Source organism: Kaistia sp. SLG-1, assembly GCF_059699055.1.
On the sequence record NZ_AP048544.1, the window covers coordinates 178,590 to 202,467 of the forward strand.

The window sequence follows — 23,878 nt, forward strand, 5'->3', positions numbered from 1 at the left end:
CGCCTTCGCGGCGGCCGGCCGATCCGTTGATAGGGCGTGCCGTGGCGGCGATCAGGTCGCCAGGGCGGCGTCCGGCGCGGCAAGCGCCGGCTGGGCCTTGGCGGGCTTTGCCGCGCTCTTGGCTGCGACCTTGGCCGGCTGCGGGCCGAGCACGCCGCAGAGCCGCGCGATGGTCGAGCGCAGCTGGTGGCGGTGCACGACGAGGTCGACCATGCCGTGCTCGTTCAGGAATTCCGAGCGCTGGAAGCCCGGCGGCAGCTTCTCGCGGATCGTCTGCTCGATCACGCGCGGGCCGGCGAAGCCGATCAGCGCGCCCGGCTCGGCGATCTGGATGTCGCCCAGCATGGCGTAGGAAGCGGTGACGCCGCCCGTGGTCGGGTTGGTCAGCACGACGATATAGGGCAGTTTCGCCTCGCGCAGCGCGATCACGCCGGCGGTGGTGCGGGGAAGCTGCATCAGCGACAGGATGCCTTCCTGCATGCGGGCGCCGCCTGACGCCGCGAACATGACGAAGGGCTGCTTGCGATTCAGCGCCGCTTCCATGCCGGCGATGACAGCCTCGCCGGCGGCCATGCCGAGCGAGCCGCCCATGAAGTCGAAATCCTGCACGGCCGTGACCATCGGCACGCCCTCGACGGTGCCGGCGCCGACCAGGACGGCGTCCTGCAGGCCGGTCTTGGTGCGGGCGTCCTTCAGGCGGTCGGTATAGCGGCGCTCGTCGCGGAACTTCAGCGGATCGACGGCGACCTCGGGGGCGGAAATCGCCTCGTACTTGCCCTCGTCGAAGAAATAGGCGAGCCGCTTCGGCGCGCTCATCCGCATGTGATAGCCCGAGTTCGGGATCACGTAGTGATTGGCCTCGAGGTCGCGATGGAACACCATCTCGCCGGTCTCGGGGCACTTGATCCAGAGGTTCTCGGGAACCTCGCGCTTGTTCAAGAGGCTCTTGATCTTCGGACGAACGACGTCGTTGATCCAGTTCATCGCGTAATCCTTGTTCAGGCTGCGACCGATTTGCGGGCCGCGCGAACGCCGCCCGCCAGATCGGAAACGAGTGCCAGGACGGCCGGCACGGTCGCGGGGGTCGCGCGGCCTTCGCTGTCGAGTGACGCCGCGACGGCCGAGACGATGGCCGAGCCGACGACGACGCCATCGGCATTCGCGCCGATCGCTGCCGCCTGTTCGGCTGTCCTGACGCCGAAACCGACGGAAACCGGTAGATGGGTGTGGCGCTTGATCCGTGCAACGGACTCGGCGACGCGGGAGGCGTCGGGGGCTGCCGAGCCGGTGATGCCGTTGATCGAGACGTAGTAGACGAAGCCCGAGGTGTTTTCGAGCACGGCGGGAAGCCGCTTGTCGTCGGTGGTCGGCGTCGCCAGGCGGATGAAGTTCAATCCTGCCTGAAGCGCCGGGATGCAGAGTTCGTCGTCGGCCTCCGGGGGAAGGTCGACGATGATCAGTCCGTCGACGCCGGCGGCCTTGGCCTCGGCGACGAAGGCTTCCGGGCCGTGGCTGTAGATCGGGTTGTAGTAGCCCATCAGCACGATCGGCGTCGCGTCGTCCGTCTGGCGGAATTCGCGCACGAGGTCGAGCGTCTTGACGAGCGTCTGGCCGCCCTTCAGCGCGCGCAGGCCGGCCGCCTGGATCGCCGGGCCGTCGGCCATCGGATCGGAGAACGGCATGCCGAGCTCGATCACGTCGGCGCCGGCGCCGGGCAGCGCCTTCAGCAGCGCCAGCGTGGTGGCGGGGTCCGGGTCGCCGGCCGTCATGAAGGTGACGAGCGCGGGCCGTCCCTCGGACTTCAGGCTCGCGAAGCGGCGGTCGATGCGGGTTTCAGTCATGACAATGGGCCTAGGCTCGATGCATTGTTGCGTCAAGTCGACGCCGTTGTGGAGAAGGGTGGGACTCTCCGCCCCTTACCTCTCCCTGAGGGAGAGGTCGGAGCGAAGCTCCGGGTGAGGGTTTAGGGAACCATCCGGTGAGGCCGTAAACCCTCACCCGCCGCACTTCGTGCGTCGACCTCTCCCTCAGGGAGAGGTGAAAGGGGCGCGGGGGAACCGGAATGGAGCGCTTCAAGGGAAAAGCACGCGCGCTGCGGTCGTCGCAGACCTCTGCGGAAGCACGGCTTTGGTATCTGCTGCGCGGACGGCGATTGGCCGACTGGAAATTCAGGCGGCAGCAGCCGGTCGATCGGTACGTCGTCGACTTCGTCACGTTTGCCGGGCGGCTGATCGTCGAGGTCGACGGTGCGACGCATTCCGGCGCGGCGGAGCTGGCGCATGACGCGAGGCGTACCGAGATTCTGAGGTCGCTCGGATTCCACATCCTGCGAGTCGCGAACGCCGACATATACGAAGATCTTGCCGGTGTCGCAGCCGCCATTCTGCGCGAACTCGCGCTGGCCGGTTCTTCACCTCTCCCTGAGGGAGAGGTCGACGGCGAAGCCGGCGGGTGAGGGTTTACGGCGTTTCCGGAGAGGGCGTAAACCCTCACCCGGCCCTGTGGGCCGACCTCTCCCTCAGGGAGAGGTGAAGAAAGCGTCGTCTTCCTCACCGCCGGCATCAATCAGATGTCCATGCCGAGGAGCTTGCCCACGGTGTGGACGTCCTTGTCGCCGCGGCCGGAGAGGTTGACGATGATGGTCTTGTCCTTGGCCATGGTCGGCGCGACCTTGATCGCCTGGGCGATGGCATGGGCCGATTCCAGCGCCGGGATGATGCCTTCGACGCGGGTGCAGACCTGGAAGGCGTCGAGCGCTTCCTGGTCGACGATCGGCACGTAGGTGACGCGGCCGGTGTCGCGCAGCCAGCTGTGCTCGGGGCCGACGCCGGGATAGTCGAGGCCGGCCGAGACCGAATGGCCTTCGAGGATCTGGCCATCGGCATCCTGCAGCAGATAGGTGCGGTTGCCGTGCAGCACGCCCGGGCGGCCGCCGGTCATCGAGGCGGCGTGGCCGTTCTCGACGTCGAGGCCATGGCCGCCGGCTTCGACGCCGACGATCTCGACATCCTTGTCGTCCAGGAACGGATGGAACAGGCCGATGGCGTTCGAGCCGCCGCCGACGGCGGCGATGATCATGTCGGGCAGGCGGCCTTCCTGCTCCAGCATCTGGGCGCGCGCCTCGGTGCCGATCACCGACTGGAAGTCGCGCACCAGCTCCGGATAGGGATGCGGGCCGGCGGCGGTGCCGATGAGGTAATAGGTGTCCTCGACATTCGACACCCAGTCGCGCAGCGCCTCGTTCATGGCGTCCTTGAGCGTGCCGTTGCCGGCCGTGACCGGCACGACCTCGGCGCCGAGCAGCTTCATGCGGAAGACGTTCGGCTTCTGCCGCTCGACGTCGGTGGCGCCCATATAGACGACGCAGGGCAGGCCGAAGCGGGCCGAGACGGTGGCGGAGGCGACGCCGTGCTGGCCGGCGCCGGTCTCGGCGATGATCCGCGTCTTGCCCATGCGCTTGGCGAGCAGGATCTGGCCGAGGCAGTTGTTGATCTTGTGGCTGCCGGTGTGGTTCAGGTCCTCGCGCTTGAAGAAGATGCGCGCGCCGCCGAGATGCTTGGTCAGGCCTTCCGCGAAATAGAGCTTTGAGGGCCGGCCGGCATAATAGGTCGAGAGCGCCTGCAGCTCGGCCTTGAAGGCCGGGTCGACCTTGGCGTCCTCATAGGCCTGCTGCAGCTCGAGGATCAGCGGCATCAGCGTCTCGGCGACGAAGCGTCCGCCATAGATGCCGAAATAGCCGCGCTCGTCCGGGCCGGTCTTGAAGGAGTTGGGCTGGACAGCAGCGGTCACGACGTCATCCTCTCGCCGGCGATTGTCCGGCCTTGGTCAGCGTTGGGTCGAAAGCCGCGGATGGCGGCGATGAAGGCGCGGATCCGGTCGGGATCCTTGATGCCGGGCGCGCTCTCCACGCCCGAGGAAGCGTCGATGCCGAAGGGCCGCGTCAGCGCCAGGGCTTCCGCGACATTGTCGGCGTCGAGGCCTCCGGAAAGCATATAGGAAAGGCTGGGGTCAAGCGCATCGAGCAGATGCCAGTCGAAGGCGACGCCATTGCCACCCGGATGTTTTGCCCCCTTGGGCGGCTTGGCGTCGAGCAGCAGGCGGTCGGCGACTTCGGCATAGGCCGGCACGCGAGCGAGATCTTCCGTTCCGCCGATCCCGAGCGCCTTCATCACCGGCAGGCCGAAACGGCTCCGCACCGCGGCGACGCGGTCGACGCTCTCGTTGCCATGCAGCTGCAGCCAGTCGGGCTTCACCGTCTGGGCGATCTCGGCGAGGCCGGCATCGTCCATGTCGACGGTGAGCGCGACGATCCCGGCGCGGCCGCGGGCGCGCTCGGTCAAAGTCGCGGCGCGTTCCGTCGTCACGAAGCGCGGGCTTTTCGGGAAGAAGACGAAGCCGATCATGTCCGCGCCGGCGGCGAGCGCGGCGTCGACAGTCTCCTCGGTCGAAAGACCGCAGATTTTGACGATCACGGACATGGGTCAACCATCATGGGCTTCACGGATCCCGCAAGGGATGGCGCAAGGGTTTGGCACGAAAGCGCGCGCAAGTCCAAGCAAGATCCAGTTTTCGCCTCGGAACCCGCCCTGCGAAGCGGGGGCCGTCCCCGTGCGATCTGGGCTGGGGATCGGATCGCCATCCCGGCGGGCCGGGCGGATCGGACCCGGCGCTGGCAAAAAGTCCGTCAGGCGGCGTCGCGGCGGATGGCGGGAAGCGCGGTGGCGGGGCTGGTCGAGGCTGCCCGGTACTGGGCGTTCTCGCGGCGCATGTCCTTCGCCTCGTGCTTCAGCCGGCGGGCCTGGCGACGCCATCGGGCCTGGCCGAGCCAGGTGGCGACGCCGCCAAGCACGATGCCGACGGCGATGGCCGCGAAGACCAGCGCATAGAGCGGCATGGCGACGACGACGGCGGGATCGGCGGCGTTGAACGGATCGAGCGACAGGGCGACGTCGTGACGGTTGGCGACCGACAGCGCGACCGCGACGATTGCGATCGGAACAAAGACGACGATCGCCAGAACCTTCTTCATCGAATTCGCCTACTCATCGTCACCGTCGTTGAGACGCTCGCGCATCTCCTTGCCCGTCTTGAAGAAGGGCACGTATTTCTCCGTGACCTCGACCTTCGAGCCCGTGCGCGGGTTGCGGCCCTGGCGGGCCGGGCGGTTCTTGACCGAGAACGCGCCGAAGCCGCGCAGTTCCACCCGGTCTCCGCGTGACAGAGCCTCGATGATCTCATCGAGGATCGAGTTCACGATGTGCTCCACATCCCGTTGATAGAGGTGTGGATTCTGCTCCGCGATCTTCTGTACCAGTTCGGACTTGATCACCGCGGCGCCCCCTCAGCGTCGTTCAGACCGGAGGGAGCGTGCCAAACGGATAGGAGACCGTCAAGCTGGAGTCTGGCGGGGATCAGGTCGGCGATGCCGGAGGCGCGCAGGAAGTCGGGCGAGACGCCGATTTCGCGGGCGAGCCAGACGATCGCGGCGTTGCTGAAGGAGAAGGGCAGCGACGATTCCTCAGGCTTCCAGTCGATGACGCGGAGCTTGGCGTCGACGCCCTTTTCCTTGGCGAGCCAGGCGATCGCGACCTCCTCGCCGCCGATCTCGTCGATCAGCCCGGCCTCGAGCGCCTGGTGGCCGGAGAAGACGCGGCCATCGGCGAGCGCCAGCGCCTTCGGGCGGTCGAGCTTGCGCCGCTCGGCGACGATGTCGACGAACCAGTTGTAGGTATCGCGGATCAGGCTGTCGATGACGGCGAGCGCTTCCGGCGTCGGCGGCGCGAAGGGCGAGGGCGCGGCCTTCAAGGGCGACGACTTCACCTCGGTCAGCTTGATGCCGAGCTTTTCCATCGCGGCGCTGACTTCCGGCGACTGGAACAGCACGCCGATCGAGCCGGTGATCGAGCTGCGATAGGCGACGACGTGGTCGGTGGCGATGGCGCTCATATAGGCGGCCGAGGCGCCGATGGTGCGGATCGAGGCGACGGTCGGCTTCTTGGCCGAGAGCTTGCGGATGGCGTCGTAGAGCGCCTCGCCGCCGGTGGTGGCGCCGCCGCCGGAATTGATCGAGACGATGACGCCCTGCACGGCCGGGCTGTTGCCGATCTTCTCGATCAGCTCGAGCTGGTCGCGGTTCTCGGAAATGAAGCCGGAGAGGCTGAGGCGGGCGATGTGCGGGCGCGAGCGGCCCGTGATCCCCTCGGGGCCGGCCGCCAGCAGCGCGCCGCCGACGACCGCGAGCGCGGCCGCCAGGAAGGCAAGGATGCGCCAGGTGGTCAGCTTCCGCCGGAGGCGGCGGCGGTCGATGATCTGGTCCGCGTCGAGGCTCATGACGGTGCGTCTCCGGATATCCGCGAAGGCACAAGGGGTTATCTGTTTTGCGACGCGAAATCAAACCGGCGGGCGGCAAGCGGGGGCCAAGCGGGGGCCAAGCGGGGGCGTAGAAACGAAAACGCCCCGGACGAGCCGGGGCGTTTCCTGATTTTCGCGGGAAGCGACGATTACTCGTCGTTGTCCTGACGGGCCTTGAGGGCGGCGCCGAGGATGTCGCCGAGCGACGCACCCGAATCCGACGAGCCGTACTGCGCAACCGCTTCCTTCTCTTCGGCGATTTCCAGCGCCTTGATCGAGACGGCGACCTTGCGGGCCTTCTTGTCGAAGTTGGTGATGCGGGCATCGACCTTCTCGCCGGCGGCGAACCGCTCCGGACGCTGCTCCGACCGGTCGCGCGACAGGTCGGCGCGGCGGATGAAGGAGGTCAGGTCGGTGTCGGCGATGCGGACTTCGAGGCCGGCTTCGGTGACAGCCAGGATCTCGCAGGTCACGACCGCGCCCTTGCGGAGCTCGCCCGAGGCTTCGACGAACGGATCGCCGCCGACCTGCTTGATGCCGAGCGAGATGCGCTCCTTGTCGATGTCGACGTCGAGCACCTGCGCCTTGACGATGTCGCCGCGGTTGTACTCGTCGATGACCTGCTCGCCCGGACGGTTCCAGTCGAGATCCGACAGGTGGACCATGCCGTCGACGTCGCCGTCGAGGCCGATGAACAGACCGAACTCGGTCTTGTTCTTGACTTCGCCTTCGACGATCGAGCCGATCGGGTACTTCTCGGAGAAGCTCTCCCACGGGTTCGACAGGGTCTGCTTCAGGCCGAGCGAGATACGACGCTTGACCGGATCGACCTCGAGGATCATCACGTCGACTTCCTGCGAGGTCGAGACGATCTTGCCCGGATGGACGTTCTTCTTCGTCCAGGACATCTCGGAGACGTGGATCAGGCCTTCGATGCCCGGCTCGAGCTCGACGAACGCACCGTAGTCGGTGATGTTCGTGACGCGGCCCGAGAACTTGGCGCCGACCGGATACTTCGCCTCGATGCCCGACCACGGGTCGGCCTCGAGCTGCTTCATGCCGAGCGAGATACGGTGCGTCTCGTGGTTGACGCGGATGATCTGCACGCGGACGGTCTGGCCGATCGAGAGCACCTCGGTCGGATGGTTGATGCGGCGCCACGCGATGTCGGTGACGTGCAGCAGGCCATCGATGCCGCCGAGGTCGACGAACGCACCGTAATCGGTGATGTTCTTGACGACGCCCTCGATGATCTGACCCTCTTCCAGGCTCTGGACGAGCTCGGAGCGCTGCTCGGCGCGGGTCTCTTCAAGCACGGTACGGCGCGAGACGACGATGTTGCCGCGACGCTTGTCCATCTTGAGGATCTGGAAGGGCTGCGGCGTGTGCATCAGCGGGCCGACGTCGCGGACCGGACGGATGTCGACCTGCGAGCGCGGCAGGAAGGCGACGGCGCCGTCCAGATCGACGGTGAAGCCACCCTTGACCTGGTTGAAGATGACGCCCGTGACCTTCTCGTTCTTGTTGAACTGCTCCTCGAGACGGATCCAGCTCTCTTCGCGGCGCGCCTTGTCGCGCGAGAGAACGGCTTCGCCGAGAGCGTTTTCAACGCGCTCGAGATAGACCTCGACAACATCGCCGACCTTGAGCGCGTTCTCGCGGCCCGGGCCGTTGAATTCCTTGAGCGCCACGCGGCCTTCGGTCTTCAGACCGACGTCGATGACGGCGAGGTCCTTCTCGATAGCAACGATCGTACCCTTGACGACGCTGCCTTCGAAAAGGTCTTCGTTCTGGAAGGACTCTTCGAGAAGGGCGGCGAAATCTTCGCGGGACGGATTGGTAACAGCCATGAAAACTCCTGGTGCCATCTCTGGCATGCGCCGGCGGTTGGTGTTGCTGAAACCCGAAATCACGATCCTGCCCTCGACGGATATCGGGGCAACCGCATGTGGCGGACCGACGCTTCCAGACCGGGATACGGGTGTTTTTCCATGAAATTCCGACGCCGGCGTCACATCCAGGGGATGCCCGTCGACGTCAGGACTTCGCAGATCTGGGGCTCTATATAGGCTCGATGCCCGTGCGGCAAGGTAAAACTGGCCGATTTCCGCCCTTCCGGAGGCGTAAAACGATCAATCAGTCGTGTCCGGCCTCGACGATCGCCACCGCGGCGGCGAAGGCGGCGTCGGCGTCGAGCGCCGTCGTGTCGAGGCGGACGGCGTCGTCGGCCTGGCGCAGTGGCGCGGCGGAGCGGTGCGAATCGCGCTCGTCGCGCTCCAGGATCTCGGCCAGGATCCGCTCATACGGCACGTCGCGGCCCTTGGCGTTCAGCTCGTCGGTGCGGCGGCGGGCGCGCACTTCCGGCGAGGCGGTGACGAAGATCTTGACGTCGGCGTCCGGGCAGATCGCCGTGCCGATGTCGCGGCCGTCGAGCACGGCGCCGGGGGCCATGCGGGCGAAATCGCGCTGGAAATCGACCAGCGCGGCGCGCACCTCCGGATGGATGGCGACTCGCGAGGCGAGCTCGCCGGCCTCGCGGCCGCGCAGATCGGCATGGCCGAGATCGGCTGGCTTCAGCGCGCGGGCGATCTCGCCGGCGGCGACGGGATCGTCGAGGTCGAGCCCCTTGTCGGCCATCAGGCGGCCGATGGCGCGGTAGAGCAGGCCGGTGTCGAGATGGTTGAGCCCGTAGTGCTGGGCGAGCTTGACGGCGATGGTGCCCTTGCCGGCGGCGGCGGGTCCGTCGATTGCGATGATCATGCTGCGGGAGGCTCCGCCTTTTCGAAATGCGCTCCGAGCCCGCTCATCAGGCTCTGGAATTCGGGGAAACTGGTCTGCACCGGGCCGAAATCGTCGATCGTCACGCCGACATGGCCGGCCATGCCGAGGACCAGGAAGCTCATGGCGACGCGCGGATCGTGGCCGGTCGCCACCCTGCCGCCGCCGATCGACGTGGCGCCGCCGGTGACGGCGAGCGATTCCGGCCCTTCCTCGACGGTGACGCCGTTGGCGGCGAGGCCGGCGGCGACCATGGCGATGCGGTCCGACGCCTTCAAGCGGAGCTCGCCGAGCCCGTCCATCCGCGTCGTGCCCTCGGCGAAGGCGGCGGCGATGGCGAGCAGCGGATATTCGTCGATCATCGACGGCGCCCGCTCGGGCGGCACGACGATGCCGCGAAGTCGGCTCGACCGCACGCGGATGTCGCCGACCTCCTCGCCGCCGAGCGCCCGCCGGTTGGAGACGGCGATGTCGCCGCCCATCTCGATCAGGGTCTCGATCAGGCCGGTGCGCATCGGGTTCAGGAGCACGGATTCGATCGTCAGGTCCGAGCCGTCGCGCAGCAGCGCCGCGACGATCAGGTAGGCGGCGAGGCTCGGATCGCCCGGAACGGTCACGGCCTGCGCCTTCAGGTCGCGCCGGCCCTCGAGGCGGACGACGCGCTCGCCATCGGCGTTGCGGTCGATCTCGATCGCCGCGCCGAAGCTCGCCAGCATGCGCTCGGTATGGTCGCGCGTCGCGACCGGCTCGATGATCGTGGTGACGCCCGGCGTGTTCAAGCCGGCGAGCAGAACCGCCGACTTCACCTGCGCCGAGGCGACCGGCATGCGGTATTCGAGCGGCAGCGTGACATCAGGCCCCTTGATGGTCATCGGCAGGCGATCGCTCGAGCGCGCGATCACCTGGACGCCCATGCGGCGGAGCGGATCGAGGAAGCGGCCGAAGGTGCGGCCGCGCAGCATGGCGTCGCCGGTGAAGGTGGCGGCGATCGCCTGGCTGCCGACCAGGCCCATGGCGAGGCGGACGCCGGTGCCGGCATTGCCGAAGTCGATTATGTCCTCGGGTTCGAGAAAGCCGCCGACGCCGAGGCCGCGCACGCGCCAGGCGCCGGGCGCCGGCCGCGTCACCAGCGCGCCGAAGGCCCGCATCGCCGAAACCGTCGCCAGGATGTCGTCGCTTTCCGTCAGGCCGTCGATCCGGGTTTCGCCGATTGCCAAGGCGCCCAGCATCAGCGCACGATGCGACATCGACTTGTCGCCGGCGACGCGGACGCGTCCGGTGAACGGACCCGCCGCGGTTGCCGTCAGCGGGGCTGGCTGTCGAGGGATGGGCGACATGGGATCGGGCTCCTCGGGCGTTCGGCAGGTGCGAAACGGGTGGTCGCGCATGCGGGCTCAGAGACCAGAACGGACGGTCGTCGGATAGCACGGCGAGCCGGCCGCGTCATCCGGCATAGGGCGGCATTAGGGGGCGGCTTGGGGGCGCCTCGGATTGCGGCTTCGATCCCGGCCTGGATCGCGGTCCAGAAATGCTTTTGACAGGGCCGATGTGAGTGATTATGGGAGCACCGCTCTTTTAACCGATGAGGCACGACGTGGCGAAAGCGGAACTCGGCACCAAGCGGGTCGACCCGGAAACGGGCAAGAAGTTCTACGACCTGAACAAAGACCCTATCGTTTCGCCCTTCACGGGCGTTTCGTATCCCCGCTCCTTCTTCGAGAGCGGGCCTGCCGCCGCCAAGGCGCGGCCGGCGAACGTGACGGACGACGAAGACGAAGAGATCGAGGACGAGGTCGTCAAGGACGCGGAATTCGTCAGCCTGGAAGAGGCGGATGAAGAGGCGTCGGGCGGCGCGAGCGCTGTCGAAAGCGACGATGACGAAGTCGAGATCGCCGATGACGAAGTCGATGACGTGTTCATCGAGGACGAGGAAGAGGAAGGCGACGACGTGGCCGGCATCATCGGCGGCGTCGAGGACGAAGAGTCCTGAGACTATCCACAGGCGCCAATTCAAATTTCTGAATTGGCGCTTGATTTGGAAAAGAGCGCGGCTTAAGAGTTGCGCCGTTCCCGGGGGGTCCCAACCCCTCGGTTCTTCGAGAGAAAGTGGGGCCATAGCTCAGTTGGGAGAGCGCTTGAATGGCATTCAAGAGGTCGTCGGTTCGATTCCGATTGGCTCCACCAATTCTCCTCCGAAAGCCGCCCACCCGGGCGGCTTTTCGCATTTTGGGCCTGCCGCGCCCCTGACGCCATCCCGAACAGACCCCATCCTGAACAGAACCCATGCGACGGCCCGCGGTCACGGCGGCGTTGTCTTTTCCATGGCTCGCGGCGCCCGTCCTTCCAACTATCTGGCCTGTAATACAGTCGACCGACCACGTTAGGCTCCGTCGCCCCGGCGAAGGCCGGGGCCCATGAACACCGGCCAGGAAATCTAGGCCCAGCCTGTCAGCCAAAGGCCTGTGCGTCTGGATCCCGGCCTTCGCCGGGATGACGGCGGAGGGTGGCACGGGGCAGCGCATCTTCGGGCCATCACAGTGTGATGGGGACGGTGTCGTGCAAGGGTCTCCCCAGGGGACAAGGGTCTCTTCAGGGAGTGGTGACGCGAAGGCCTGAACCCTCCCCTTGAGGGAGGGTCAAGACCGCCTTGGCTGTGGTCTTGGGGAGGGGGCCTTCGGTGGTGGCGAAAGACGGGCACGATTCGACGAATTCACGCCGGATCGACGAGGCAGGAGCCTGCCGCGAGCCTCAGCGCTTCTTCTTCAGCGACATCAGATAGGCCAGCACGTCGCGCTTCTCGTCCTCGCGCAGACGGAAGATCGTCATCGGAAAATGGTCCTCGTGCAGGAATTTCCGGAAATAGGCCTCGTCGCGGCCCTTGCGGCGGACGATGTCCTCGTAGCGCGGCGCCATCACCGGGTCCGGCTTGTCGCCGGCGCGCAGGTGGCAATCCCGGCACCACTGGTCGACGACCTTGCTGCCACGGGTCGCCGCCGCGGTGTCGGCCAGCGCCGGTCCGGCCCAAAACAGGCCACCGAGCGTGATGAAAGCCAAAGCTGACAGGCGCATTGCCGAACCCCCATTCCCCAAGCTGTCCCTGCTCTAGCGCACCGTCCCGGGCTTGGCTACGGGGGCGGATGGCCGATCGCGGCGGGATCACCTTTCGGTCATTCGGGTTGTTATGGGCGGGGTGTGACGTTACGTCAGGCTCGGGCTGGCGGGCAGATCGATGACAATCCGCCGGAGAATTGAAATGAAGAAAATCACCATGATCCTGGCCCTGTCGGGCCTCATCCTGACCACCGGATCGGCGCTTGCCGCCGACACTTTTGGTGGTGTCGTAGCCCGGACCAACCCGATGACGGGTGAAGTCACCCTTCTGGGTGGTTCGACCTTCCAGGTCAGCGAGCCGATGCTTCTGCATGGCGTCGCACCGGGCGAGCACGTGATCGTCACGGTCAATCCGAACAATACGGTCGGCATCCAGGAAGATAGTTCCTATGCCGGCGCTGGCGACAACTAGACCGCCGCTTTTCCCTGATCCGGACGTCGCGCTGCGCGGCGCCGGGACCGTTTTCGATCTCGCCCCGGACGGCTTCCCGCCCGGGGCGTTCCTTTTTCCGAACCCGTTTCGGCCCGGAAACCGGCCGGTCCGCCCGGCCGGAAGCTCTGTCCATTATATGGCTGCCGGATGAAATTTTGTTCATGTTGGCCGGACCCGATTGTCGCCGCGCCGGCCGGGGCCATCTCTCAAAAGGGCGGGGGACAGTTTCGGATCAAGGACAAGATGCCATGCGTAAGCTTCTCTTCATTCTCCCGCTCGCTGGCCTGCTGGCTGGCGGTTCCGCCTTCGCCGCCGAAACGTTTGGCGGCGTGGTGACCGGCGTCAACCCCTCCGCTGGCACGATCTCGATCGGCGGCGGCGGCACCTACAGGGTCAGCCAGCCGCTGCTGCTCCGCGGCGTCTATTCCGGTGAGCATGTCATCATCACCAAGAACGACAACAACACCGTGGGCCTGCAGGAAGACAGCGGCTTCTCCGACGGCAGCGGCCGTGACAGCGTATCGAACGGTGTCAACGAGTAGCGGATCCGGGCCAAGGGTCGCACCCAGGTCCGACCCAAGGTCCACCAATGCGCGCAAGGGCCGCCTCCAGGCGGCCCTTTGCTTGTCTGGGCTCCGTCGCCCCGCTTTCCGGGAAGAGGCGTTGAAAGCGCTGGCCGAGCGCTGCCGGGCCTTGACGGGGCAGGAGACGGCGTCGGAACCTGTCGCGCTGACGGCGGGGGCGCGCGGCCTCGGGCACGAAGTCGCGTGGGGCGCGCGCGAATTCTCGCGACGATCCTTCCCGTGATCCTTGCCGTCAGAATCGAACCTGCAGGGAATGAAACGCCATGGCACTTGAAACGCGTCCGCTCGGCCGGACCGGCATCCCGGTCACGACGCTCGGCTTCGGCTCCGCGCCGCTCGGGGATCTCTTCAACCGTCTCGACGAAAAGACGGCGCGCGGCGCCGTCGAGGCGGCGGTCGAGGCGGGCGTCACGCTCTATGACACCTCGCCCTTCTACGGCCACGGCCTGGCCGAGCACCGGATCGGCGCGGCGCTGCGCGGCGTACCGCGAAAATCCTATGTGCTGTCGACCAAGGTCGGCCGCTGGATGGACCCGCTGCACCAGCCTTCCGACGGCAACACCCAGCCGCCGAATTTCGCCGGCGGCCTGCCGCATCCGGCGAGGCTCGACTATTCCTATGACGGCGCCATGCGCTCGCTGGAGCAGTCGTTGCTGCGCCTCGGCACCGACCGCATCGAGATCGTGCTGATCCACGACGTCGACGTCTACACGCATGGCAAGGACAAGGTCGACGGCCACTTCAAGGCGGCGATGGAGGGGGCCTACAAGGCGCTCGAGAAGCTGCGCGCCGAGAAGGTGATCGACGCGATCGGTGTCGGCCTGAACGAGGCCGACATGTGCGAGCGCTTCGCCCGCGCCGGCGATTTCGACGCCATGCTGCTGGCCGGCCGCTATTCGCTGCTGGAGCAGCCGGCGCTCGACAGCTTCTTCCCGCTCGCCGAGGAGAAGGGCATCGGCATGATGCTGGGCGGCGTGTTCAATTCGGGCATTCTCGCCACCGGCCCGATCCCGGGCGCCAAGTACAATTATCGCGACGCGCCGCCGGAGGTTCTCGACCGCGTGGCGAAGATCCAGAAGGTGTGCGAGGCGCATGGCGTGACGCTCGCCGACGCGGCGCTGAAGTTCCCGCTCGGCCACCCGGCCGTCGCCTCGCTGGTCATGGGCTCGGTCTCGGCCGAGGAGACGAAGCGCAACCGCGCCGCCTTCGACCGTCCCGTGCCGGCCGCGCTCTGGACCGATTTGAAGGCCGAGGGCCTGCTCCGCGCCGACGCGCCGATCCCGGCCTGATGAACAGTAGCCGGCGGCGGGGATGCTCGCCGCCGGTTGCGCTCCCAAGTCAGCGCGGCGTCGCGCCGATCGTTGCGCAGCGATGTGAGATGCGGGCGAGGAGGGCCTGGTCGTGGCTGATCGCCAGGATGCCGATGTTGCGAGCGGCGGCGAGCTGTTTCAGGAACGTCCAGATCCGGACCTGCGTCAGCGCGTCGAGCATGGCCGAGATCTCGTCGGCAATGAGATAGCGCAGCCCCGGGGCCAGCGCCCGGGCGATCGCGACCCGCTGCAGCTCGCCGCCCGAGAGCTCGTGCGGATAGCGCGGATGCCAGTCCGGCCGGATGCCGAGCGCGGCGCAGGTCTCCGCGTCCGGCTGCCAGGCCTCGGCGAGGATCTGGCCAACCCGCCAGCGCGGATTGACGGCGAGAACCGGTGACTGCGACAGGAACTGGACGGGATGGAAGCCGCCGCCTGCCACCGGTCCGCCGTCGACAAGCACCCGGCCGGCCTGCGGGCGCACATGCTGCGCCAGGATGCGGCCGAGCGTCGACTTTCCGACGCCGGACGGCCCCGACAGCCCGACGATCTCGCCGGGCGCCACAGCGAGCGAAACCCCGTCCAGGATGGTTTTGCCCTTGCCGCCGAAGCCGAAGCGGATGTCGCGCGCCTCAAGCATGCAGAACCTCGTCGGCCCGAGCCTCGCCCGTCCGAGCCTCGGTTGGCGACGCCTCGCCGGCCCAAGTCGTGGACACTTCGGCCGTAGACGCCTCGGCCTCGCCAAATTCGTTCTGCGGCAGGGCGCGCCAGAGGGCGCGGGCATAGGCGGAGCGGAGTTCGTCGCCGCGGCCGGTGAAGGCGGAGGCCGGCTCGACGTCGATCAGCCTTCCGCCATCCATGACGGCGACGCGATCGGCATAGGGGAGCGCCGAGACCAGGTCGTGCGTGATCAGCATGACGCCCTTGCCGCGCCCGGCGAGCCCGGCCAGGCTGTCGAGCACGCGCTCGGCATTGTCGGGATCGAGCCCGTTGGTCGGCTCGTCGGCGACGACGAGATCCGCCTGGCCGATCGTAGCGATCGCCATGGCGAGCCGCCGCGCCATGCCGCCGGAGAGGCTGTGCGGGAATGTGCGCGCCACATCGCCGTTGAGCCCGAAGCGTTTGAGCGCGGCGTCGGCGAGGTTTCCGATCTCGGCGCGCGGCCGACCGGAGCGGGCGGCGGCCCAGCGCAGCTGGTCGCCATTGCGCGCCAGCGGATCGAGATAGCTGACGGATTGCGGCACCAGCCCGATCCGCCGGCCGCAGAGCTCGGCCTTGGCGGCGGCGTCCAGGATCTTGCCGTCGAAGCGGATCGTGCCGCGCAGCACCGCGTTGCCGGGCAGGATGCCGAAGATCGAATGGGCGAGCAGGCTCTTGCCGGAGCCGGACGCGCCGACGATCGCCAGCACCTCGCCCGCCGCCAGCCGGAGCGAGATCGCGGCCAGCGCCTCGACCTCGACATGGCGGAACAGGCGGTCGTAGCGGCGGAAGTGCAGGGAGAGGCCTTCGATTTCCAGCATGATCAATCCTGGCTGGCGCGCGGGTCGGTAAGCGTCCGCAGCCCGTTGCCGATGGCGTCGAAGCAGAGCACGACGAGGAGCAGCGAGAGGCCGGGGAACAGCCCGAGCCACCAGCGGCCGGCGGTCAGATAGCGCATCGATTCCGACAGCAGGATGCCGATCGCCGGCTGCGACGGCTCGAGCCCGAAGCCGAGGAAGGTCAGCCCCGCCTCGTGCAGGATGGCGTGCGGAAACAGCAGCACCAGCCCGACCAGCATCTGCGGCGCGAGATGCGGCAGGAAATGGTGGCGCGCGATGAACCCCCACGATTTGCCGAAGCGGCGCGAGGCGACGACGAAATCCGCATGCCGCAATTGCAGGATTTCGGCGCGCAGGATGCGGGTCAGGCGCGGCCAGTGCGTGACCGCGACGGCGATGATCACCGCCGTGGTGCCCCCGCCGAGCGCAAACGAGATCAGGATCAGCAGGACGAGATGCGGCAGGCCCATCGTGGCGTCGACGAGGAACGACACGACGGCGTCGGCGGCGCGGCCGAGCGTCGCCGCGGCGAGCGCCAGCGCGGTGGCGATGACGACCGAGATCGTCGCCGCGAGCAGCCCGACCTTGAGGCTGACGGCGAGGCCCTTGAGGGTGCGGGCGAGCATGTCGCGCCCCATCGGATCGGTGCCGAACGGATTGGCGAGCGACGGCGGCAGCAGCCGCGCGGCGAAATCGGCGCGGATGCCACTCTGGCCGAGAAGGGCGGCGGCGATCAGCACGCCGAGCACGACCGCGAGGCCGGATCCGGCGACGACCGCCGCCACGATGCGGCCGTTCAGGCGCGGGCGCGGCAGCGCTTCCTGGCGGGGGGCAACGAGCGTCATGGCGTGTACCCCGTGGCGGCATCCGGATCGGCCCCGGTCATGCGCGGGTCGACCAGGCGATAAAGCCCGTCGGCCGTCATGTTGCCGAGCGAGACGAACAGCGTGGTGAACAGCGTGATCGCGAGCAGCAGCGGAACATCGCCGCGAACGCCGGCCTCGATCGTCGCGCGGCCGAGCCCTGGATAGGCGAACACCTGCTCGGCCAGAACCGAACCGCCGAACAATTCGCCGAGCGAGGCGAACAGCACGGTGATCGCCGGCAGCATGGCGTTGCGGGCGCCGTGGCGAAGCGCGATGTCGAGACGCGATGCGCCCTGCGCCTCGGCATAGAGCACATAGTCGGAGCGCATGATCTCGATGATCTTCGCGCGCGTGTGCAGGGCGATCTGCGAGATGCCGAGGATGGAGAGTGCGGCGAGCGGCAGGATGAGATGGCGGATGCGCTCCAGCGTCGTCACGTCCTCCGGCAGCACGCCGACCGGCCCGGCGCAGCAGACCGGCGTCCAGCCGAGCCCGACGGAGAACACCATCAAAAGCAGGATGGCGATCCAGAAGGTTGGCGTCGAGGCCAGCACATAGGCGTAGACGCGGATGATCCGGTCGGCCCAGCCGCCCTGCCAGGTGCCGGCGACGACGCCGAGCGTGAAGCCGAACACGCCGGAAAGCACCCAGGCGAGCCCCATCAGCACCAGCGAGGTGCGGAAGCGCGAGCTGATCACCTCGGCGACCGGGGCGTTATAGGTGACGCTCCAGCCGAGATCGCCGGAAAGGATGTTGCCGAACCATTTGGCGAACTGGACGCCGACCGGCTGGTCGAGCCCCCAGAGGGCCGCGATCCGTTCCCGCTGCTCCGGCCCGACCTTGGCGATGTCGGGGCCGAGATAGGCGTTGATCGGATCGACCGGCGACATCTTGGCGAGCGCGAAGGCGACCAGCGCCACCGCGGCCAGCACGAGCGCCAGCCGGATCAGCCGGGTTGCCAGGAAGAGGGACCAGGATTTCACGAAGCGGGCCCGGAGCGGTTTCGAGCGAAGGAAATGCCCTGTCGCGTCGGGAGGACGCGGCAGGGCAGGGGTCTAGTCCGGGTCGGGGCTAGTCGCAGGTCCATTTCCAGTTCTGGATCGAGGCGGTGATCGGCCAGCCATGGCCGTGCGGTTCGATCTGCGTCGCGCCGACGTCGAGGCACTGGTTGACGAAATAGACGTGGTCGAGATTGACCAGCCAGGCCCAGCCGGCGTCGCCCTTCGGGCCGAAGCCGGTCGTGCCGTCCCATTCGGCCTTCTGCCAGGCGGGATAGGAGGCCTCGAGGCTCGGCGCCGCCTGCGCTTCCGCCAGATGGCGGTCGACCGTCTCGTTGGCGAAATAGCCGGGGTTGTAATAGTCGATGCCGCCGAAGCCGCTCTGGTAGAGGCTGTAGACCTCGAGCGGGCTGTGGCTGCCCCAGCCGAACATCACCGGCTCGGAATGCATCACGCGCTCGATCGCCTCCCAGGTCGAGCCGAGCGGCTTCGCCTCGATGCCGAGCGGCAGCAGCAGCTCGGCCATCGTCAGCGCCAGCGCCTGGCGGACCGAGTCGGAGGCGGGATAGTGGATCGGGAAGGCGGCGCGGACGCCGTCCTTGACGCGGATGCCGTCGGCGCCCGGAACCCAGCCGGCCGCGTCGAGCAGGGCCTTGGCGGCGTCGAGGTCATAGGCGACGGCGGCTTCCGGGCTGGACCAGGGCAGGCCGTCGGCGGGGCCGTAGGCCGGCGTGCCGTGGCCATGCAGGGCGACGTCGACGAGCACCTTGCGGTCGACGCCGAGATTGATCGCCTGGCGGATGGCGCGGTCGGAGGTCACGGTATTGCCGAGCTTCTCGCCCTCGGCGTTGACCTTGCCCTCGTCGGGCAGGATCGGGAAGGTCAGGCCGCGATTGTCGACGGTGCGGGCGACCACGGCCTTGAAGCCGTTCGGCACGTTGTCGGCGACGGTCGCCGGCGCCGAGACGACGTCGACCTGGCCGGCGCCGGCGGCCGCCAGGCTGGTGTCCTCGCCGGTGAACAGGAAGGTGATCTTGTCGAAGGCGGGCGCCTTGCCGTGATAATGCGGGTTGGCCTTGACGATCAGCTGCTCGCCCTGCGTCCACGACACCAGCTCATAGGGGCCGGAGCCGATCGGCGCGCGGGCGTAGCCAGCGCCGTAGCTCGCCTCCGGCACGATGCCGAGCGAGTAGAAATTCTCGGTGAAGGTGATCCAGGGCTTCTTCAGGCGGATGACGACCGTCGTGTCGTCCGTCGCGGTGGCGCTTTCCATCGCGGAGAGATCGAGCGCGCCGCCCGAGCTCGCGGCCTTGGTGAAGGTGAAGGCGACGTCGCGCGCGGTAAGCGGCGTGCCGTCCGAGAATTTCGCATCCGGGCGGATGGTCAGCGTCCAGGTCAGGCGGTCGTCCGAGAGTGTGGACGCCGTGGCGAGGTCCGGCACCGCGTTCAGCGCCGCGTCGCGGGTGAGCAGCGTCGACTGGAACAGCGGATGGCCGTAGCGGCCCCAGCCGAGCAGCGGGTCATAGCCGGTGTCCGGCTCGCCGCCGATGGCGAGCACCAGCTCCTTCTTCGCCGCCGCCTCGGCCGCCGTCAGGCCGCCGCCCGAAAAGGCGATGCCCGCCGCGAGAGCCAGCCCCATGGCGAGTGTCTTGTTGGCGATGACGCGCATTCGATTGCCCCCGTTCATCGATGCAGCCCGCATCGGTACAGCCTGTCGGGGTGCCGGCGACCTGCCTGCAACCCCGAGATCGCGCCGAATGCAGCAAACGGTATGAGCTATGTCAAGAAAGATCATACGCGCCATGCGGGTGGCGCGCGCGCTTCCGGGCGGCTTAGGGCCGCTTCTTGGCGCTTCCTGCACACTTCTTGGCCGGCATCGGACTTGATGCTAGGTAGCGATCACTCTCCAAGCTGTGGAAATGCCCATGCACGGCCAGACGACGACCTATGATCACCTCGCCCTGACGGAGCGCGAGCTCGGCCGGCTCGATGCGATGGAGCGCTACACGCTGGTCAGTGGCTACAATGACGAGGCGCTCGACCGGATCACGCGGATCGTGACCTTCGCCCTCGGGGTCCGGTCGTCCGCCGTCTCGATCATCGGCAAGGACACGCAATATCTGATGTCGACGCATGGCATCGCCCGCGCGGACGGCCCGCGCTGCGATTCCTTCTGCTCGCATGTCGTCGCCCTCGACCGGCGGGTCGCTGTCCGCGACGCGCGTCAGGATCCGCGCTTTTCGCAAAATCCGCTGGTGCTCGGCGATCCCAATATCCGCTTCTATCTCGGCGTGCCGCTCCGCGCCGCCGAGGGCTTTGTGGTCGGCGCGCTCTGCGCCATCGACGACAAGCCGCGGGAGGTACTCGAGGATCACGTCGAGATCCTGACCGATCTCGCCGCGCTGGCGATGGACCGGATCGACCTGCACTTCGCCGCGACCATCGACGGGCTGACCGGCGTGCTGCGCCACAACGCGTTCCTGAGCGAGGCGGGGCGCGACTTTCGCCGCGCCGGACGGGGGGGATCGCTGCTCAGCTGCCTGATGATCGACGCCGACCACTTCAAGTCCGTCAACGACCGCTTCGGCCATGCCAAGGGCGACGAGGTGCTGGCGCTGATCGGCGGCATCTGCAAGTCGCATTGCCGCGCCGGCGATTATGCGGGCCGGGTCGGCGGCGAGGAATTCTGCGTCCTGCTGCCGGGCGCCACTCCGGAGAGCGCGCTCGCCATCGCCGAGCGGCTGCGCGGCCGGGTCGAGGCCGCGAGCCGCGCGGCGCCGGAACTGCCGGATATCTCGATCAGCGTCGGCGTTTCCTCGCTCGCGCCCGGCGACGTCGCGGTGACCGACGTCATGGCGCGCGCCGACAAGGCGCTCTACGCCGCCAAGCACGCCGGCCGCAACTGCTGCCGCAGCGCCTGAGCGGCGGCCGGCGAGGGCGTCACGCCCTCTCGGCCGGCCCGGCGAACCAGCCGGCACAGGTGAGCCAGAGGCCGACCAAGGCCAGCAGGCCGAAGCCGATCCGCGGCCCCAAAAAGCAAAAGCCCCGCATCCGGTTCGGAATGCGGGGCTTTTGCAGAAATTGGTGCCCAGAAGAGGACTCGAACCTCCACGACTTTCGTCACACGGACCTGAACCGTGCGCGTCTACCAATTCCGCCATCTGGGCGCGGACGGATACCTAAGGGTGCCTCGCCGCCTTGTCAATCACGAGAATGAAGTCGTTTGGATAAGCCTTGGGATAACCCTTTGGATAACCCCCGGGATAAGTCGGGGGACAAGCCTTTGGACAAGTCCGGGACGGCCCGGGGACAAGCCCGCCGGCCTGGTTTCCGGCTCAGATCGCGTAGCCGGCTTGCCGCGCCAGCTCGACCAGCGAGGTGGCCGGGCGCGGGCCCATGTGGTTGATCACCTCGCCCGCCGCCAGCGAGCCGAGCGCCGCCGCCGTCTTGAGATCCAGGCCCTTGGCGACGGCATAGAGGAAGCCGGAGGCGTAGAGATCGCCGGCGCCGGTGGTGTCGACGACATTCTCGACCACGGTCGCCGGAACATGTTCGATGCCGTCCGGCGTCACGACATAGGAGCCCTCGGCGCCGACCGTGACGGTGGCGATGCGGCAATCCTGACGGAGCGCCTTCAGCGCCGTGTTGAAGCTCGACGTCTCGTAGAACGACTTCAGCTCGACCTCGTTGGCGAACAGGATGTCGATCGTGCCGTCGCGAAGCAACCGGGTGAAGTCGCCGCGGAAGCGGTCGACGCAAAACGCGTCCGAGAGCGTCAGCGACACCTGCCGGCCGGCCTTGTGGGCGATGTCGGCCGCCTTGAAGAAGGCGTCGCGGGCGCTGGGCGCGTCCCACAGGAAGCCCTCGAAATAGGTGATCTTGGTGTCGGAAAAGAGCGCCGGGTCGATGTCGTCCGGCGTCAGCTCGTGGCAGGCGCCGAGATAGGTGTTCATCGTCCGCTCGCCGTCCGGCGTGACGAAGATCATGCAGCGCCCCGTCGGCGCGCCGACGACGAGCGGCGCGACGTCGAAGGTGGCGCCGATCGCGCGCATGTCGTGCCGGTAGACGGCGCCGAGGTCGTCGTCCGCCACCTTGCCGACGAAGGCGGTGGCGCCGCCGAGCGAGGCGATGCCGGCGACGGTGTTGCCGGCCGAGCCGCCGGAGGCCGAGATCGCCGGGCCCATGGCGTCGTAGAGCCGCTTCGATTCGACCATGTCGACGAGCCGCATCGAGCCCTTCGCCAGTTGCTGCTCGACCAGGAAGCTCTCCTCCGCCCGCGCCAGAATGTCGACGATCGCGTTACCGATCCCGAGAACGTCGTAGCGGGCTTCCGTCATATTGAGATCCTGATAGGAAAATTGGCCGACCGGCCGATGAAGTGACGGTGCCGGACTATACAGCCGGTCGTTCGCCACGCAACTACCCGACGATTGGCGCCGTCCGGCCAGCCTCCGACGCGGCGGATTGCCTTATGGCGCCGGCGCCGCCATCCTGTCTGCGAGATCTCGCCATTCCACGGGAATTCCGCATGCTTCAGGCCGCCTGGCTCGCTTTGACCGACATCTGGACGCCGCCCTTCCGCTCGGTGCTCTGGAAGTCGCTCGGCCTGACGCTCGTGCTCCTGATCCTGGTCTGGTTCGGTTTGCAGGCGCTGGTGGTGCATTTCGCCGACTGGCCGAGCCAGCCCTGGATCAACACCTCGGTCGCGATCGTCACCGGTTTCGGGCTGATCATCGGCCTCGGCTTCCTGATCGCGCCGGTCTCGGCGCTGATGGCGGGGCTGTTCTCCGACGACATCGCGGCGATCGTCGAGACGACGCATTATCCGCAGGACCCGCCCGGCAAAGGGCTCTCCTTCGTCGACAGCCTCGTCTCGACGCTCGGCTTCACCGCGACGGTGATCCTGGTCAACCTCGTCTGCCTGCTGCTGCTCCTGATCCCGGGCGTCAACCTCGTCGCCTTCTTCGTCGGCAACGGCTACCTGCTCGGGCGCGAATTCTTTGAAACCGCGGCGTCGCGCTTCCGCCCCGTCGCCGAGGCGCGGGCGCTCCGGCGCGCCAACGCGGTGACGGTGCTCCTCGCCGGCTTCGTCATCGCCGCCTTCCTGGCGATCCCGATCCTCAATCTGCTGACGCCGCTCTTCGCCACCGCCTTCATGACGCATGTGCACAAATGGGTGACGGGTTCCCGTCCGGCGGGAATCTAGGCAAGATCACGCAGGGTTAAGGGTTCCACGCCACGGGGACATGAGATGCTTGTCGATCTGCTGCTTGCCATCGCCCATTTCCTGCTCGTCTTCGCCATCGTCGCGGTGCTGACGATGGAGCTCATGCTGCTGAAGCCGGGCCTTTCCGGCGCGGCGGTGGAGAAGCTCGGCCGCGTCGACGCCATTTATGGCGGCGCGGCGACGCTGCTCATCCTCGCCGGCTTCGGCCGGGTGTTCCTGGGCCTGAAGGGCTCCGCCTTCTACATCGGCAATCCGGTGTTCTGGGCGAAGATCATCGCCTTCGCGGCGCTCGGCCTGATCTCGATCCAGCCGACCATGCGCATCCTCGCCTGGCGCAAGGCCGCCAAGGCGGATCCGCGCTTCGCGCCGTCGTCGGCCGAGATCGCCGGCGTCCGCCGCCTGGTCCACGCGGAGACGGCCATGCTGGTGCTGGTCGTGATCTTCGCCTCGATGATGGCGCGCGGGATCGGGATGTGAGGGGCGCTTTGCCTCTCCCACGGGGAGAGGTCGACGGCCGCAGGCCGGCGGGTGAGGGGGCGACCTCTTCGCAGTGTTCCCTGCACCCCACGCTCGCCGTCATCCCCGCGAAGGCGGGGATCCATCCAGCCGTTCATCCGGGAGGTTCGCGCGGCCGGTAACCCGGCTGCATGGATCCCGGGTCAAGCCCGGGATGACGGCGAGGGTG

At 67.7% G+C, this 23,878-nt stretch carries 25 protein-coding genes and 2 tRNA genes; 9 read left to right on the forward strand and 18 right to left on the reverse strand.

Translation table 11 applies throughout. The features are described from left to right. Positions 1-51: 51 nt before the first annotated feature. On the reverse strand, positions 52-984 hold the full coding sequence (gene accD / locus AC6HZP_RS00790; protein WP_497525009.1) for an acetyl-CoA carboxylase, carboxyltransferase subunit beta: 933 nt from the start codon (positions 982-984) through the stop codon (positions 52-54). 14 nt (positions 985-998) lie between these two features. Continuing rightward, positions 999-1,841 carry a tryptophan synthase subunit alpha gene (gene trpA / locus AC6HZP_RS00795; RefSeq protein ID WP_201401633.1) on the reverse strand — a complete coding sequence of 281 codons (843 nt, stop codon included), beginning with the start codon at positions 1,839-1,841 and terminating at the stop codon, positions 999-1,001. 221 nt (positions 1,842-2,062) lie between these two features. Between trpA and AC6HZP_RS00800 the strand changes: the two genes are divergently transcribed. Beyond that, on the forward strand, positions 2,063-2,455 hold the full coding sequence (locus AC6HZP_RS00800; protein WP_497525010.1) for an endonuclease domain-containing protein: 393 nt from the start codon (positions 2,063-2,065) through the stop codon (positions 2,453-2,455). A gap of 110 nt (positions 2,456-2,565) precedes the next feature. On the opposite strand, the gene trpB is transcribed toward AC6HZP_RS00800, so the two are convergent. The 8 genes from trpB to aroA form a co-directional block, all read right to left on the reverse strand. After that, entirely contained in the window at positions 2,566-3,789 is a 1,224-nt protein-coding gene (trpB, locus tag AC6HZP_RS00805) for a tryptophan synthase subunit beta (protein WP_201401634.1), read from the reverse strand. Continuing rightward, on the reverse strand, positions 3,786-4,478 hold the full coding sequence (locus AC6HZP_RS00810; protein ID WP_497525011.1) for a phosphoribosylanthranilate isomerase: 693 nt from the start codon (positions 4,476-4,478) through the stop codon (positions 3,786-3,788). Before AC6HZP_RS00810 ends, trpB begins: the two co-directional genes overlap by 4 nt. 206 nt (positions 4,479-4,684) lie before the next feature. Next, the gene (locus tag AC6HZP_RS00815; protein ID WP_497525012.1) at positions 4,685-5,029 is read right to left on the reverse strand and encodes a lipopolysaccharide assembly protein LapA domain-containing protein; all 345 of its coding nucleotides are present in this window, start codon (positions 5,027-5,029) and stop codon (positions 4,685-4,687) included. A 9-nt stretch (positions 5,030-5,038) separates the two neighbouring features. Continuing rightward, on the reverse strand, positions 5,039-5,329 hold the full coding sequence (locus tag AC6HZP_RS00820) for an integration host factor subunit beta (RefSeq protein WP_201401637.1): 291 nt from the start codon (positions 5,327-5,329) through the stop codon (positions 5,039-5,041). Further along, positions 5,326-6,330 (reverse strand): signal peptide peptidase SppA, encoded by a 1,005-nt coding sequence (gene sppA, locus AC6HZP_RS00825; RefSeq protein WP_497525013.1) that lies wholly within the window; start codon positions 6,328-6,330, stop codon positions 5,326-5,328. The genes AC6HZP_RS00820 and sppA overlap by 4 nt, the downstream gene beginning before the upstream one ends. Before the next feature lie 170 nt (positions 6,331-6,500). Next, complete coding sequence (rpsA, locus tag AC6HZP_RS00830; RefSeq protein ID WP_201401639.1) at positions 6,501-8,201, reverse strand: 30S ribosomal protein S1; 1,701 nt, start codon at positions 8,199-8,201, stop codon at positions 6,501-6,503. A gap of 286 nt (positions 8,202-8,487) precedes the next feature. Beyond that, positions 8,488-9,111 (reverse strand): (d)CMP kinase, encoded by a 624-nt coding sequence (gene cmk, locus AC6HZP_RS00835; RefSeq protein ID WP_497525014.1) that lies wholly within the window; start codon positions 9,109-9,111, stop codon positions 8,488-8,490. Next, positions 9,108-10,466 (reverse strand): 3-phosphoshikimate 1-carboxyvinyltransferase, encoded by a 1,359-nt coding sequence (aroA, locus tag AC6HZP_RS00840; protein ID WP_497525015.1) that lies wholly within the window; start codon positions 10,464-10,466, stop codon positions 9,108-9,110. The genes cmk and aroA overlap by 4 nt, the downstream gene beginning before the upstream one ends. Before the next feature lie 257 nt (positions 10,467-10,723). Between aroA and AC6HZP_RS00845 the strand changes: the two genes are divergently transcribed. Both AC6HZP_RS00845 and AC6HZP_RS00850 read left to right on the forward strand, forming a co-directional pair. Continuing rightward, on the forward strand, positions 10,724-11,119 hold the full coding sequence (locus AC6HZP_RS00845) for a TIGR02300 family protein (protein WP_497525016.1): 396 nt from the start codon (positions 10,724-10,726) through the stop codon (positions 11,117-11,119). 118 nt (positions 11,120-11,237) lie between these two features. Further along, positions 11,238-11,313 (forward strand) — tRNA-Ala (locus AC6HZP_RS00850). Between the two features lie 564 nt (positions 11,314-11,877). Here AC6HZP_RS00850 and AC6HZP_RS00855 read toward each other — a convergent pair. After that, positions 11,878-12,198: a c-type cytochrome gene (locus AC6HZP_RS00855; protein ID WP_497525017.1), complete on the reverse strand. Its 321-nt coding sequence runs from the start codon at positions 12,196-12,198 to the stop codon at positions 11,878-11,880. A 184-nt stretch (positions 12,199-12,382) separates the two neighbouring features. On the opposite strand from AC6HZP_RS00855, the gene AC6HZP_RS00860 reads away from it, so the two are divergent. The 3 genes from AC6HZP_RS00860 to AC6HZP_RS00870 all read left to right on the forward strand — a co-directional run bounded on the left by AC6HZP_RS00860 (position 12,383) and on the right by AC6HZP_RS00870 (position 14,546). Beyond that, positions 12,383-12,652, forward strand: a complete 270-nt coding sequence (locus tag AC6HZP_RS00860) for a hypothetical protein (RefSeq protein WP_201401644.1) — start codon at positions 12,383-12,385, stop codon at positions 12,650-12,652. A gap of 269 nt (positions 12,653-12,921) precedes the next feature. Further along, positions 12,922-13,215 carry a hypothetical protein gene (locus AC6HZP_RS00865; RefSeq protein WP_201401645.1) on the forward strand — a complete coding sequence of 98 codons (294 nt, stop codon included), beginning with the start codon at positions 12,922-12,924 and terminating at the stop codon, positions 13,213-13,215. Between the two features lie 305 nt (positions 13,216-13,520). After that, complete coding sequence (locus AC6HZP_RS00870) at positions 13,521-14,546, forward strand: aldo/keto reductase (RefSeq protein WP_497525018.1); 1,026 nt, start codon at positions 13,521-13,523, stop codon at positions 14,544-14,546. A 49-nt stretch (positions 14,547-14,595) separates the two neighbouring features. On the opposite strand, the gene AC6HZP_RS00875 is transcribed toward AC6HZP_RS00870, so the two are convergent. The 5 genes from AC6HZP_RS00875 to AC6HZP_RS00895 form a co-directional block, all read right to left on the reverse strand. Continuing rightward, entirely contained in the window at positions 14,596-15,204 is a 609-nt protein-coding gene (locus AC6HZP_RS00875; protein WP_497525019.1) for an ABC transporter ATP-binding protein, read from the reverse strand. Continuing rightward, positions 15,197-16,084, reverse strand: coding sequence for an ATP-binding cassette domain-containing protein (locus AC6HZP_RS00880; protein ID WP_497525020.1), 888 nt, complete (start codon positions 16,082-16,084; stop codon positions 15,197-15,199). The genes AC6HZP_RS00875 and AC6HZP_RS00880 overlap by 8 nt, the downstream gene beginning before the upstream one ends. A 2-nt stretch (positions 16,085-16,086) precedes the next feature. Further along, the gene (locus tag AC6HZP_RS00885) at positions 16,087-16,947 is read right to left on the reverse strand and encodes an ABC transporter permease (protein ID WP_497525021.1); all 861 of its coding nucleotides are present in this window, start codon (positions 16,945-16,947) and stop codon (positions 16,087-16,089) included. Further along, positions 16,944-17,951 carry an ABC transporter permease gene (locus AC6HZP_RS00890; protein WP_497525022.1) on the reverse strand — a complete coding sequence of 336 codons (1,008 nt, stop codon included), beginning with the start codon at positions 17,949-17,951 and terminating at the stop codon, positions 16,944-16,946. The genes AC6HZP_RS00885 and AC6HZP_RS00890 overlap by 4 nt, the downstream gene beginning before the upstream one ends. Before the next feature lie 88 nt (positions 17,952-18,039). After that, positions 18,040-19,635, reverse strand: coding sequence for an ABC transporter substrate-binding protein (locus AC6HZP_RS00895; RefSeq protein WP_497525023.1), 1,596 nt, complete (start codon positions 19,633-19,635; stop codon positions 18,040-18,042). 256 nt (positions 19,636-19,891) lie between these two features. Here AC6HZP_RS00895 and AC6HZP_RS00900 point away from each other — a divergent pair, with 256 nt between their 5' ends. Beyond that, on the forward strand, positions 19,892-20,887 hold the full coding sequence (locus tag AC6HZP_RS00900; protein WP_497525024.1) for a GGDEF domain-containing protein: 996 nt from the start codon (positions 19,892-19,894) through the stop codon (positions 20,885-20,887). A 161-nt stretch (positions 20,888-21,048) separates the two neighbouring features. Here AC6HZP_RS00900 and AC6HZP_RS00905 read toward each other — a convergent pair. After that, a tRNA-Leu gene (locus AC6HZP_RS00905) sits at positions 21,049-21,133 on the reverse strand. A 168-nt stretch (positions 21,134-21,301) separates the two neighbouring features. Then, a complete protein-coding gene (locus AC6HZP_RS00910; RefSeq protein WP_201401653.1) occupies positions 21,302-22,303 on the reverse strand; it encodes an adenosine kinase in 1,002 nt (333 codons plus the stop codon). Positions 22,304-22,494: 191 nt separating this feature from the next. On the opposite strand from AC6HZP_RS00910, the gene AC6HZP_RS00915 reads away from it, so the two are divergent. Beyond that, positions 22,495-23,172 (forward strand): sulfate transporter family protein, encoded by a 678-nt coding sequence (locus tag AC6HZP_RS00915; protein WP_201401654.1) that lies wholly within the window; start codon positions 22,495-22,497, stop codon positions 23,170-23,172. A gap of 45 nt (positions 23,173-23,217) precedes the next feature. Continuing rightward, complete coding sequence (locus AC6HZP_RS00920; RefSeq protein ID WP_497525025.1) at positions 23,218-23,670, forward strand: DUF2214 family protein; 453 nt, start codon at positions 23,218-23,220, stop codon at positions 23,668-23,670. Positions 23,671-23,878: the final 208 nt, after the last annotated feature.